The sequence below is a fragment of the Kluyvera sp. EC_51 genome, from assembly GCF_019584505.1.
Classification (GTDB): domain Bacteria; phylum Pseudomonadota; class Gammaproteobacteria; order Enterobacterales; family Enterobacteriaceae; genus Kluyvera; species Kluyvera sichuanensis.
Window position 1 is genome coordinate 179,026 of record NZ_VDAG01000115.1, and the last position, 12,643, is coordinate 191,668.

10 protein-coding genes are annotated in these 12,643 nt (G+C 52.6%); 8 read left to right on the forward strand and 2 right to left on the reverse strand.

Annotated elements, in window-relative coordinates; all coding sequences use genetic code 11:
* Positions 1 to 55: 55 nt before the first annotated feature.
* Both FHC49_RS22840 and FHC49_RS22845 read left to right on the forward strand, forming a co-directional pair.
* Positions 56 to 355, forward strand: a complete 300-nt coding sequence (locus FHC49_RS22840) for a DUF1889 family protein (protein ID WP_220440921.1) — start codon at positions 56 to 58, stop codon at positions 353 to 355.
* Positions 356 to 1,384: 1,029 nt separating this feature from the next.
* Complete coding sequence (locus FHC49_RS22845; RefSeq protein ID WP_220440922.1) at positions 1,385 to 2,479, forward strand: porin; 1,095 nt, start codon at positions 1,385 to 1,387, stop codon at positions 2,477 to 2,479.
* Between the two features lie 94 nt (positions 2,480 to 2,573).
* Here FHC49_RS22845 and prpR read toward each other — a convergent pair whose 3' ends face one another.
* Complete coding sequence (gene prpR, locus FHC49_RS22850; protein WP_220440923.1) at positions 2,574 to 4,175, reverse strand: propionate catabolism operon regulatory protein PrpR; 1,602 nt, start codon at positions 4,173 to 4,175, stop codon at positions 2,574 to 2,576.
* A 250-nt stretch (positions 4,176 to 4,425) separates the two neighbouring features.
* On the opposite strand from prpR, the gene prpB reads away from it, so the two are divergent.
* From prpB to prpE, 4 genes are all read left to right on the forward strand, one after another.
* Complete coding sequence (gene prpB / locus FHC49_RS22855) at positions 4,426 to 5,307, forward strand: methylisocitrate lyase (RefSeq protein ID WP_185667893.1); 882 nt, start codon at positions 4,426 to 4,428, stop codon at positions 5,305 to 5,307.
* 63 nt (positions 5,308 to 5,370) lie between these two features.
* Positions 5,371 to 6,540: a 2-methylcitrate synthase gene (gene prpC / locus FHC49_RS22860; RefSeq protein WP_220440924.1), complete on the forward strand. Its 1,170-nt coding sequence runs from the start codon at positions 5,371 to 5,373 to the stop codon at positions 6,538 to 6,540.
* A gap of 39 nt (positions 6,541 to 6,579) precedes the next feature.
* On the forward strand, positions 6,580 to 8,031 hold the full coding sequence (locus tag FHC49_RS22865; RefSeq protein WP_220440925.1) for a bifunctional 2-methylcitrate dehydratase/aconitate hydratase: 1,452 nt from the start codon (positions 6,580 to 6,582) through the stop codon (positions 8,029 to 8,031).
* A 39-nt stretch (positions 8,032 to 8,070) separates the two neighbouring features.
* Positions 8,071 to 9,960 carry a propionate--CoA ligase gene (gene prpE, locus FHC49_RS22870; RefSeq protein ID WP_220440926.1) on the forward strand — a complete coding sequence of 630 codons (1,890 nt, stop codon included), beginning with the start codon at positions 8,071 to 8,073 and terminating at the stop codon, positions 9,958 to 9,960.
* A gap of 105 nt (positions 9,961 to 10,065) precedes the next feature.
* Here the strand turns inward: prpE and FHC49_RS22875 are convergent, their stop codons facing one another.
* The gene (locus FHC49_RS22875) at positions 10,066 to 10,356 is read right to left on the reverse strand and encodes a hypothetical protein (RefSeq protein WP_185667940.1); all 291 of its coding nucleotides are present in this window, start codon (positions 10,354 to 10,356) and stop codon (positions 10,066 to 10,068) included.
* A 364-nt stretch (positions 10,357 to 10,720) separates the two neighbouring features.
* Between FHC49_RS22875 and FHC49_RS22880 the strand changes: the two genes are divergently transcribed.
* Positions 10,721 to 10,927 carry a hypothetical protein gene (locus FHC49_RS22880; RefSeq protein ID WP_220440927.1) on the forward strand — a complete coding sequence of 69 codons (207 nt, stop codon included), beginning with the start codon at positions 10,721 to 10,723 and terminating at the stop codon, positions 10,925 to 10,927.
* Between the two features lie 198 nt (positions 10,928 to 11,125).
* Entirely contained in the window at positions 11,126 to 12,064 is a 939-nt protein-coding gene (locus tag FHC49_RS22885) for a tetratricopeptide repeat protein (protein WP_220440928.1), read from the forward strand.
* Positions 12,065 to 12,643 lie beyond the last annotated feature (579 nt).

Genomic DNA, 12,643 nt, shown 5'->3' on the forward strand with positions numbered 1-12,643 from the left:
TTCCGGTCCATAGTATAGACTTGATTACTACGTGGTTAATTTTAAGGACAAGCATATGCCAGCAGTCATTGATAAAGCGTTGGATTTTATTGGTGGTATGAACACGTCTGAGCCAGTACCACAGTCCATGGATGAAAGTACGGCAAAGGGAATTCTGAAATATTTGAAAGAATTAGGTACTCCGGCGAGCGCTGCCGATGTGGCTGAACGCGGCCATCAGGAAGGCTGGAGCGACGGATTTACCGAAAAAGTCGCAGGATGGGCCGACAAGGTTGAGTCCGGCGAGCATATGGTGATTAAGAACCCTGAATTCTTCTCTTCCTACATGCGTGAAGAGCTTCGCTCACTGGTGTGAGTTAATCCTGTATAAACCGCAATAACCGATCCCGGATGCTTTCACTTTCAGCGTGAGAGCATCCTTTCTTAGTTTGTGCCCTTCATTTTCCAACCCTGCAATATTCGCTTTTTTCCCGCCGCGATGCTGGTATTACTTGTGGCGAAATTAAAATCACATCACGTATTTATTTTAAGCATTTTAAATATTTCATTTATTAGCAGTGATTTTATTACCAGACTATTTATTTCGGCGTTTATTTTTATCGTATTTTTTCTATCAAGAAATTTAACCTTTCTTGTCGCTATTATTTTTTTTCATCATCTTAAATTAAAAAATTATGAATAAATTGCTACTAAGGTTAATCGATTACATTATTTTGATTTGCGAAAGCAGCGGTGATGATTAAAGAATCATTGCGGATTTATTGATATTTACCGTTGAAATTTGATTTTAGTCAACAAATCATGCTGATGATTTATGCTGAAGGCACAGTGGGTATGGAGTTAAACCTACCTGTCATGAGGCTTTGCTGCCATTCGTTACCTATTTTAGAGATGTTGTTTAACAATTAATTCATGTTGACGGAGTTACATTTTAAATATTAGGCTTTACACAAATTTACGACCAGAAGTAAACGCTTTCACACCTATCTGAAAGCCAGTTATTTCTGCGTTGAAAAGAAATAAAAGCACCGATAACGAGTGCGTAACAAAAAATACCGTAATAAAAACTGCAAAAGCAGATGTGGTGTTTTTTGACGATCCATTATTTGTTAATTGATGAGTGGCAAAATGATACGGAATGGTTCTATGCGGAGCATGATAGCCTCTGCACGTTCGTTCGACATACGTCAAATCGATTCTGAATCCCGCTTGCATCGCGGGATGCTCGGAAGCCAGCTCATCCTTTGAATTCGGTAATCAGCCTTAGGCTCTCCCTTGCGGGAGGGCTTTTTTAATGACGCGCGATAGCCTTGCGAGCCATTAAAAAAGCCTGGATTACCGGGCAAATCCCTACGGGGAATAATAATCAAAGGAACATAAAAAAATGATGAAAAGCAAGCTGGCAATTCTGATCGGTCTCGTGGCGCTGGCATCCACCGCTCACGCTGCTGAAATCTATAACAAAGACAGCAACAAACTTGATCTGTACGGCAAAGTGAAGGCAGAGCACGACTTCACCTCTTCCGTTGGCAACTCTGACGCGACCTATGCTCGTCTGGGCTTCAAAGGTGAAACTCAGATCGCCAACGGCGTGGTGGGTTATGGTCAGTTTGAACACCAGTTCAACGCTGACCAGGCCGAAGGCCCTGCGCAGACTGAATCTACCCGTCTGGCGTTTGCTGGTCTGGATCTGGGCGACTACGGTTCTATCGACTACGGCCGTAACTACGGTATCCAGTACGACATCGGTTCTTATACCGACGTGCTGACCGAATTCGGCGGTGACTCTTTCCAGAACGTCGACAACTACATGAACCAGCGCACCACCGGTGTTCTGACCTATCGTAACAAAAACTTCTTCGGTCTGGTCGACGGTCTGGCGCTGGGTCTCCAGTACCAGGGTGCTAACGAACGTGAAGATGCGCCGCTGAAGTCAAACGGAGAAGGCTTCGGTACTTCCCTTCAGTACGAAATTCCTGATTCTGGTGTGACTGTAGGCGCAGCATACAGCCGCGCGAACACGACGGATGTGGTATATGAAATCCCGGGAGGTGGCGCTTCTTATAAACCTGCTTTAGGCAATACTGCTGAAGCCTGGTCTGTGGGTGCAAAATATGATGCTAATAGCCTCATGCTGGCCACCACTTATACCGAAACTCATAACATGACCCCACTGAAGCCAGTGATCCATGATGAGATGCTCCCGATCTTCACCGATAAATCTAAAGCGTTTGAAGCTATCGCAGGTTACACCTTTGACTTCGGTCTGCAGCCTACCGTTGGTTACGTACAGCAGCGTGCGGAACTTGCCGGTCACTCTTTCGACGCGGTTAAATATGTTCAGCTGGGCGCTGCTTACTACTTCAACAAAAACTTTGCGGTGGATGCAGCATACAAAATCAACCTGCTGAAAGATGGTAATGACTTCGGTTTCAAAACCGACGATCAGACCGTACTGGGCGCTACCTACCAGTTCTAATTCAGGTAGCAAACTCTCATTAGTTTGTTTTTTTTATATGTGCCTAATTTTTTTGAACGTATTTTGCCCCACTTTGGTGGGGCTTTTTTATGCCCTAATTTTCGGCTTTTAACCTGCGCCAGAAGGTGGTGCGGCTCACCCCCAGATAGCGCGCGGCGGCACCTCTATCGCCGTTAAACTGCGCGAGTACCTGATGCGGTGTAAGCGAGACTGACGGCGGCGAGTCGGCGCGGCATTCTGTAAGTTCAGGCAGGCACTGGCGTAAAAAATCACCGTTCAGCTCCGGCTGTGGCTCAACGCTTAAAAACAGCGCCAGCCGCTCCATCATATTGCGCAGTTCGCGGATATTGCCTGGCCAGGTGTAGCTCAGCAGTACCGACTGGCTTTGCATCAGCCCCTGATGCATCGCTTCGCCAAACGGCGCGTGTAATGCCGCCAGCGACTGCTGCAAAAAACCTTCCGCCAGCGGCACGATATCTGCCAGCCGCTCACGCAGCGGCGACAGCTTCAGCCGCAGAATACTCAGGCGATAAAACAGGTCCTGACGAAACTGCCCGCGCTTCATCTCCGCTTCCAGATCGCAGTGGGTGGCGCTAATCACCCGTACATCGACCGGAATCGGTAGGTGCCCGCCAACGCGCGTGACCTCTTTCTCCTCCAGCACGCGCAGCAACCGGGTTTGCAGAGGCAGGGGCATCTCGCCAATCTCATCTAAAAACAGCGTCCCGCCATGGGCGATTTCAAACAGCCCGGCACGCCCGCCGCGCCGCGAGCCGGTAAACGCCCCTTCTTCATAGCCAAACAGCTCTGCTTCTAAAAGCGATTCGGCAATTGCCCCGCAGTTGACGGCGACAAACGGTGGGAAGGATTTACCCTGACGATGACCGAGCTTCGCGAAATATTCACGATGGATTGCCTGCGCCGCCAGCTCTTTCCCGGTGCCGGTTTCCCCCTGAATCAGCACCGCGGCGCTGGAGCGCGCATAGAGCAGGATGGTATGGCGTACCTGCTCCATCGGCGCGGACGCCCCACGCATATCGTCTAATGCATAACGCGTGCGCAGGCCGTTACCAGCGGCATAGCGGCGACTTTGTCGCTGGGTCAGGCGAGTCATATCCAGCGCATCGCTAAACGCCTGGCGGACGGTGGCTTCGGAGTAGATAAAGATGCCGGTCATCCCGGCCTCTTCGGCGAGGTCGGTAATCAACCCGGCGCCCACCACGGCTTGTATACCGCTGGCCTTTAACTCGTTGATTTGTCCGCGCGCGTCCTCTTCGGTGACGTAGCAGCGCTGATCAAGGCGCAGGTTAAAGGTCTTTTGAAAAGCGACCAGGGCGGGCAGCGTCTGCTGATAAGTCACCACGCCGATAGACGCGGTGAGCTTGCCGGCTTTTGCCAGCGCCTGCAGCACGTCAAAACCGCTGGGTTTAATCAGGATAACCGGCACGGAGAGGCGGCTTTTTAAGTACGCGCCGTTGGAGCCTGCGGCAATGATGGCGTCGCAACGCTCGGTCGCCAGCTTCTTGCGGATGTAGTTCACCGCTTTTTCAAACCCAAGCTGGATGGGCGTAATAGTGGCCTGGTTATCGAACTCGAGACTGATATCGCGGAACAGTTCAAACAGGCGCGTTACCGACACCGTCCAGATAACCGGCTTGTCGTCATTCACCCGTGGCGGAAGAGGGGTAGCTGCCATTGTGTGCTCAAAAAAAGAGGGCCGAATATTGGGTGTAGACCATGTTTCATGAATGTTGCAATGAAACGTTATGGAACGATAAGTGAAACGTTAGCTGACACGCTTTAATCGCCAGATATAGCGCAGTGAATGGCTAATCTATTGTTATCAAAGATGTTTAAAGAATGGTGGTGAAAAATCAGCTGTTGGCATACCCCTTGCTTTATCTGAATCAACAGATAGTAACAAGTTGATAACAAGAGGACGGGATATGTCTCTACACTCTCCAGGCCAGGCATTCCGCGCTGCGCTAACGAAAGAAAACCCCTTACAGATTGTTGGCACCATTAACGCTAACCACGCGCTGCTGGCTCAGCGAGCCGGGTATCAGGCTATTTACCTCTCCGGCGGCGGCGTGGCGGCCGGTTCCCTCGGGCTGCCGGATTTGGGCATCTCCACGCTCGACGACGTGCTGACCGACATTCGCCGCATTACCGACGTTTGCCCGCTGCCGCTGCTGGTGGATGCGGATATCGGCTTTGGCTCATCGGCGTTTAACGTGGCACGGACGGTGAAGTCGATCAGTAAGGCCGGAGCCGCCGCGCTGCACATTGAAGATCAGATTGGCGCTAAGCGCTGCGGCCATCGCCCGAACAAAGCCATCGTCTCAAAAGAGGAGATGGTCGACCGCATTCGGGCGGCGGTAGATGCGCGTACCGACCCGGACTTCGTGATCATGGCGCGCACCGATGCGCTGGCGGTGGAAGGGCTGGAGGCGGCTATCGATCGCGCTCGTGCTTATGTGGAAGCGGGGGCCGACATGCTGTTCCCGGAGGCGATTACTGAACTGTCGATGTACCGCCAGTTTGCCGATGCGGTACAGGTACCGATCCTTGCCAATATCACCGAATTCGGCGCGACGCCGCTGTTCACCACCGATGAACTGCGCAGCGCCCACGTGGCGATGGCGCTCTATCCGCTCTCGGCCTTCCGCGCCATGAACCGCGCCGCCGAACAGGTCTACAACGTGCTGCGTCAGGAAGGCACGCAGAAAAGCGTTATCGACATCATGCAGACGCGTAATGAGCTGTACGAAAGCATCAACTACTACCAGTACGAAGAGAAGCTCGACGCGTTGTATACCAAAAAGTAGGCCGGATAAGGCGTACACGGACACCCTCAGTACCCTACACATGATAATAATGACGAGGACAATATGAGCGACACATCGATCCTGCAAAATAGCACCCATGTCATTAAGCCTAAAAAATCCGTCGCCCTTTCCGGCGTACCGGCGGGAAACACCGCGCTGTGCACCGTCGGTAAAAGCGGCAACGACCTGCACTATCGCGGCTACGATATTCTCGACTTAGCGGAGCACTGCGAGTTTGAAGAGGTGGCCCATCTGCTGATCCACGGCAAGCTGCCGACCCGCGATGAACTGCAGGCCTACAAGATTAAACTTAAGGCGCTGCGCGGCCTGCCGGCCAACGTGCGCACCGTGCTGGAAGCGCTGCCGGCGGCTTCCCACCCGATGGACGTGATGCGCACCGGCGTCTCGGCGCTGGGCTGCACGCTGCCGGAAAAGGAGGGGCATACCGTCTCCGGCGCGCGCGATATTGCCGACAAACTGCTGGCCTCGCTCAGCTCAATCCTTCTCTACTGGTATCACTACAGCCACAACGGCGAACGCATCCAGCCGGAAACCGACGACGACTCGGTCGGCGGCCACTTCCTGCATCTGCTGCACGGTGAAAAGCCCTCGGCCAGTTGGGAGAAGGCGATGCACATTTCGCTGGTCCTCTACGCCGAGCATGAGTTTAACGCCTCCACCTTTACCAGCCGGGTGATTGCCGGGACCGGTTCTGACGTTTACTCGGCCATTATCGGCGCCATTGGCGCGCTGCGCGGCCCGAAACACGGCGGGGCCAACGAAGTGTCGCTGGAAATTCAGCAGCGCTATGAAACGCCGGATGAAGCCGAAGCGGATATCCGCAAGCGGGTGGAAAACAAAGAGGTGGTGATTGGTTTCGGTCACCCGGTTTATACCATCGCCGACCCGCGCCATCAGGTGATTAAGCGCGTCGCCAAACGACTCTCTCAGGAGGGTGGTTCACTCAAAATGTACAACATTGCCGACCGTCTGGAGTCGGTGATGTGGGATACCAAGAAGATGTTCCCCAACCTCGATTGGTTCTCGGCGGTCTCCTACAACATGATGGGCGTCCCGACCGAAATGTTCACCCCGCTGTTCGTCATCGCCCGCGTGACCGGCTGGGCGGCGCACATTATTGAACAGCGCCAGGACAACAAAATTATCCGTCCTTCCGCCAACTACACCGGCCCGGAAGACCGCGAATTTGTGCCGCTGGATAAGCGTCAGTAATCCCTTACCGCTAACGATAAAAAACAGGAAAAGTACCTTATGTCCGCTCAGATGATGAATGTTCGCCCGGAGTTTGATCGTGAAATCGTGGATATCGTGGATTACGTGATGCACTACGATGTCACCTCAAAAGTGGCCTATGACACCGCCCATTACTGCCTGCTTGATACGCTGGGCTGCGGGCTGGAAGCGCTGGAATACCCGGCTTGTAAAAAGCTGATGGGGCCGATTGTCCCGGGCACCGTCGTGCCGAACGGCGTACGTGTGCCGGGCACCCAGTTCCAGCTCGACCCGGTGCAGGCGGCGTTTAACATTGGCGCGATGATCCGCTGGCTCGATTTTAACGATACCTGGCTTGCCGCCGAGTGGGGTCATCCATCCGATAACCTTGGCGGAATTCTGGCGACGGCGGACTGGTTGTCGCGCAACGCCGTTGCTACAGGCAAAGCGCCGCTGACCATGAAGCAGGTGCTGACCGGGATGATTAAGGCCCATGAAATTCAGGGCTGTATTGCGCTTGAGAACTCCTTTAACCGCGTCGGCCTCGACCACGTACTGCTGGTGAAAGTGGCGTCTACCGCCGTGGTGGCGGAAATGCTGGGGCTGACGCGCGATGAGATCCTCAACGCGGTTTCTCTGGCGTGGGTCGATGGCCAGTCGCTGCGCACCTATCGTCATGCGCCGAACACCGGGACGCGTAAGTCCTGGGCGGCAGGGGACGCCACCTCCCGCGCTGTGCGTCTGGCATTGATGGCGAAGACCGGTGAAATGGGCTATCCGTCGGCGCTGACGGCGAAAACCTGGGGCTTCTATGACGTCTCGTTTAAGGGCGAAGCGTTCAGCTTCCAGCGCCCGTACGGCTCCTACGTGATGGAGAACGTGCTGTTCAAAATCTCCTTCCCGGCGGAGTTCCATTCGCAGACGGCGGTCGAAGCGGCGATGACCCTGTATGAGCAGATGCAGGCGGCGGGCAAAACGGCCGATGATATCGAGAAGGTGACCATCCGCACTCACGAAGCCTGTATTCGCATCATCGACAAACAAGGCCCGCTGAATAATCCGGCCGACCGCGACCACTGCATCCAGTACATGGTGGCGATCCCGCTGCTGTTCGGTCGCTTAACCGCCGGAGACTATGAGGACAACGTGGCGCAGGATAAACGCATCGACGCCCTGCGCGAGAAGATTTATTGCTTTGAAGACCCGGCGTTTACTGCTGACTACCACGCGCCGGATAAGCGCGCCATCGCCAACGCCATTACCCTCGAATTCACCGACGGCACGCGCTTTGAAGAAGTGGTAGTGGAGTTCCCAATTGGTCACGCCCGCCGCCGCACCGACGGTATTCCGAAGCTTATCGACAAGTTTAAAATCAACCTGGCGCGCCAGTTCCCGACCCGCCAGCAGCAGCGCATTCTGGATGCCTCCCTCGACAGAACCCGTCTGGAGCAGATGCCGGTCAATGAGTATATGGATCTGTTCGTTATCTGAAACACGACTTATCAGGCGTAAGTTCAACAGGAGAGCATTATGTCTTTTAGCGAGTTTTATCAGCGTTCCCTTACCGAGCCGGAGACTTTCTGGGCCGAACAGGCCCAGCGTATCGACTGGCAGACGCCCTTTACCCAGACGCTGGATAGCAGCCATCCGCCGTTTGCCCGTTGGTTTTGCGGCGGCACCACCAACCTGTGCCATAACGCCATCGACCGCTGGCTGGACAAACAGCCGGACGCGCTGGCGCTGATTGCCGTCTCCTCGGAGACCGAAGAGGAGCGCACTTTTACCTTTCGCCAGCTGTATGACGAAGTGAACGCGGTAGCCTCCATGCTGCTGTCTCTGGGCGTGCAGCGTGGCGATCGGGTGCTGGTCTATATGCCGATGATTGCCGAAGCACAGATTACGCTGCTGGCCTGCGCGCGCATTGGCGCGATCCACTCGGTGGTGTTCGGCGGCTTTGCCTCACACAGCGTGGCGGCGCGTATTGATGATGCCAGGCCGGTGCTGATTATCTCGGCGGATGCTGGCGCACGCGGCGGCAAAATTATGCCGTACAAAAAGCTGCTTGATGATGCCATCGACCAGGCACAGCACCAGCCGCGCCACGTGCTGCTGGTGAACCGTGGGCTGGCGAAAATGGCGCGCGTCGCCGGGCGCGATCTCGATTTCGCCACGCTGCGCCAGCAGCATGAAGGGGCGAGGGTGCCGGTAGCCTGGCTTGAGTCCAACGAGACCTCCTGCATTCTCTATACCTCTGGTACCACCGGTAAACCGAAAGGGGTGCAGCGCGATGTGGGCGGCTACGCGGTGGCGCTGGCGACCTCCATGGCGACCATTTTTGGCGGCAAGGCGGGTGGCGTGTTCTTCTGCGCTTCGGATATCGGCTGGGTGGTCGGGCACTCCTATATTGTCTACGCGCCATTGCTGGCGGGTATGGCGACCATCGTTTATGAAGGGCTGCCGGTTTATCCCGACTGCAGCGTGTGGTGGAAAATCGTCGAGAAATATCGGGTCAACCGCATGTTCTCCGCGCCAACGGCCATCCGCGTGCTGAAGAAGTTCCCGACCGCACAGATCCGCCACCACGATCTCTCCTCGCTGGAGGCACTTTATCTGGCCGGTGAACCGCTCGACGAACCGACCGCCGCGTGGGTGACCGAGGCGCTGGGCGTACCGGTAATCAACAACTACTGGCAGACCGAATCCGGTTGGCCGATTATGGCGATTGCCCGCGCGCTGGACGACCGACCGTCGCGCCTCGGCAGCCCCGGCGTGCCGATGTACGGCTATAACGTCCAGTTGCTCAATGAAGTGACCGGTGAGCCCTGTGCGGTCAACGAGAAGGGGATGCTGGTGATCGAAGGGCCGCTGCCGCCGGGCTGTATCCAGACTATCTGGGGGGATGACGAACGCTTTGTAAAAACCTACTGGTCGCTGTTTTCCCGCCAGGTGTACGCCACCTTTGACTGGGGCATCCGCGATGCCGATGGTTATTACTTCATTCTTGGTCGCACCGACGATGTGATTAACGTTGCCGGGCACCGTCTGGGCACGCGCGAGATAGAAGAGAGTATTTCCAGCTATCCGAACGTCGCGGAAGTGGCGGTAGTGGGCGTCAAAGATGCGTTAAAAGGGCAGGTCGCTGTGGCGTTTGTGATCCCCAAGCAGAGCGACAGCCTGGACGATCGCGAGGTCGCCCATACCGAGAAGGAGGCGATCATGGCGCTGGTGGACAGCCAGATTGGCAACTTTGGCCGCCCGGCGAACGTCTGGTTTGTCTCGCAGCTACCGAAAACGCGATCCGGCAAGATGCTACGCCGCACTATTCAGGCGATATGTGAAGGGCGCGATCCGGGGGATCTGACCACGCTCGACGATCCGGCAGCATTGCAGCAGATCCGGCAGGCGATTGAGGCGGGGTGATTTGCAGACTGGCTGAGTGCTAAAAATTTTATTTGTAGAATAATGACGCGTAACGTGAACAGGTAAATAAGCGCTATTTTTACGATAGCGCTTATTTTTTGTTAATTAACAGCGACCCGCTTTTTTCGATAACGCATCGCAGGTTTTGGTATTCGAGCCCGCATTTCCACCTGCGCAAATCGCATCAGATACCGTACTGCTGCCACCCAGCGATATCACGCCATACAATTTCGGCTCAGCGGCTTTTGTAACGTAACAACGGTGTGTTGTTGTGCCGACGGTCGCAACAAAATTGGTTTTTACGCCATCCTGGCGAATATCCGAAATGGTCACCTGAGATGCATCGACGTTCAATGCAAAAGAGGCGGCGTCCCGGACTTCACTCTCCGTGGCGATAGGCGGTTTAGCCACGCATCCTGCCAGCAGCAGTACCGACAGCACACATGTAGTTATATTTATTTTTTTCATTCTTCAATCCCTCGAGGTATTTGGTGTGAAAGCAGGTATAGATTATTTATTGGTTTTATTCATTGATTTTAATCATTGGTTTTTTTGCGTTGGAAAAAGTATGGGGTTGAGTTATTTGATTGTTGTATGTGGAGTGGGGTATATATTGATGGGTTTTTTTTATCGTTGTAAAATATATTTAGATTAATGTTTTCGAAAATAAACATAGCCTGACCAGATATATTTCTGCATATACATTGCAGTATCTTTATCGAAGAAAAACCTAAAAGCACGTCCTGTTGTAGGAGAGACTATGTACATGACACTTAGCGACCGCCTGCAGTTGTTGCTCATTGAGAACAATGTACTGGCTTGGAGCGTGATGATTGACCGTCATTGTGCGGTAGTCTCTAAGAAGACTGAAAAGGAGTTGGCGCTCCTCAATCGGGCGGGCGGTACAGTTTTCAGCGTGCGTGGAAGTGCCTATCACGCCTGGGAAAAATGGGAAAAGCGATGCTAGAATATTCAGAAACCGAAGAGTGCCAGGGTTTATAAAATTTCTTCTTCACCTAAATTGGTAGGTGATATTGTGGTCTTGCAATTTGACAATATTTTTACGTATAAGACAATGGCTGATCTATATTCGCCTACAATAATATTAGGCCAGCACTTGCTTGCAGCCATCCGACATAAAGCATATATCTCAGGGTTAATAAAAATGGAACAACTAAAGCCAAATTTAATTTCTGACCGGGATTACCATTCCACCTACGCTTCTGCCTCTTCAGGTGATATGAAAGCTCAAACTAAACTCGGTTATATGTATCGTGATGGTGACGGGGTTGAGAGAGACGGCGACAAAGCTGTTGAGTGGCTGACCAAGGCTGCTAACCAGGGACACACTGAAGCTAAATTTAGTCTGGCCTATATGTACATGGATGGCGATGATGTCCCTTTAAATTATTCAAAGGCCATTGAGTGGTTTACGTCAGCTGCTGACGACGGGGACATGGATGCTTTGGTATGGATTGGAATTCTACATCAAAGGGGCCACGGGTTTGCACAAGACTTCTCTAAGGCAGCTGAGTGTTACTCCGTGGCCGCATCGAAGGGAAACAGTTACGGGCAATATAATCTCGGAACCTCTTATCGGGATGGGAGGGGTGTGCCTCGTAATAGTGATAAAGCCTTAGAACTTCTTACTCTGTCTGCTGATCAGGGAAATGAACTTGCTATGGAAGCGCTGGGTGAGTTTTACATTGCACAGCGTGATTATGAAAAGGGTAAGGAATATCTTCGCCGGGCAGGTGAGAAGGGCAGCCAAAGCGCTCTTGAAACGCTAAGGAAAATTGAAGCGGTTCAAGAAAAACACAGAATCGAAGACAGTATCAAGAAAGTCACCTGCCCCTTCTGCGGTAAGACGAGCGTTTGGAAGGCAAAATATTGCCATGGCTGCACAGCTAGGATTACGTACGAACCTATAAGGGAATATGAATGGATAGGTATAGGTATCGGTATTATTTTCGCTGTAGTTGGAATTGCAATGGACCCGAATCATATTGGCAGAATGCTATTTTACGCCTTCATTATATGGAGTCTATCCCTCATCCTCGGTAAATTGTTCGGTAAACAAAGAGCTATGTTCAGCAAAGACTAAGTCTTCAGTCTCACACATCGGTTTTATTTTCATCTGATTTGGGCAGTGAGGTGCTGGTTGGCAAAATTCCGAAGTAAAGCTTGTTGAGCTAAAACAATAAGTAAAAAATTTACTGAGCGTAAACGTGCGCCACGTTTTTCGTCGTCACTGTCCCGGCGAAAGATGATCCCAGCCGTGAAGATTCCCCCTTCACGGTTTCTTTCCTGGAACGAATCGTGACACCCGAACAACAAAAATGACTAGAAGAAGAACTCGTCTTCATGACCGAAATGGAGCGCGATAAGCCGTTCCTGGCTGATGCCTTCTACACCTGCAAGCAGAACATTACCGCGATGCTTGAGGCCAGACCAGGGCTATAGGTACCCTAGAAATAACTAAGGGCCTACATGTATATGTAAGCCCTTGAAATTTGGTGGCCCCTGTTGGGTTTGAACCAACGACCAAGCGATTATGAGTCATAAAATTGGCATGTTTTTAATTGTTCGGGATTGTCTCTGTTTGTATTTTTAATTGCCTATAATCAATTAGTTATGAAATTATTTTTGTTTCTGATTGGTTCTCTCATTTCCCCATTGTACT

Coding starts and splice junctions, on each gene's coding strand:
- FHC49_RS22840 (WP_220440921.1), top strand. CDS start 56: ATGCCAGCAGTCATTGATAAAGCGTTGGATTTTATTGGTGGTATGAAC.
- FHC49_RS22845 (WP_220440922.1), top strand. CDS start 1,385: ATGATGAAAAGCAAGCTGGCAATTCTGATCGGTCTCGTGGCGCTGGCA.
- prpR (WP_220440923.1), bottom strand. CDS start 4,175: ATGGCAGCTACCCCTCTTCCGCCACGGGTGAATGACGACAAGCCGGTT.
- prpB (WP_185667893.1), top strand. CDS start 4,426: ATGTCTCTACACTCTCCAGGCCAGGCATTCCGCGCTGCGCTAACGAAA.
- prpC (WP_220440924.1), top strand. CDS start 5,371: ATGAGCGACACATCGATCCTGCAAAATAGCACCCATGTCATTAAGCCT.
- FHC49_RS22865 (WP_220440925.1), top strand. CDS start 6,580: ATGTCCGCTCAGATGATGAATGTTCGCCCGGAGTTTGATCGTGAAATC.
- prpE (WP_220440926.1), top strand. CDS start 8,071: ATGTCTTTTAGCGAGTTTTATCAGCGTTCCCTTACCGAGCCGGAGACT.
- FHC49_RS22880 (WP_220440927.1), top strand. CDS start 10,721: ATGTACATGACACTTAGCGACCGCCTGCAGTTGTTGCTCATTGAGAAC.
- FHC49_RS22885 (WP_220440928.1), top strand. CDS start 11,126: ATGGAACAACTAAAGCCAAATTTAATTTCTGACCGGGATTACCATTCC.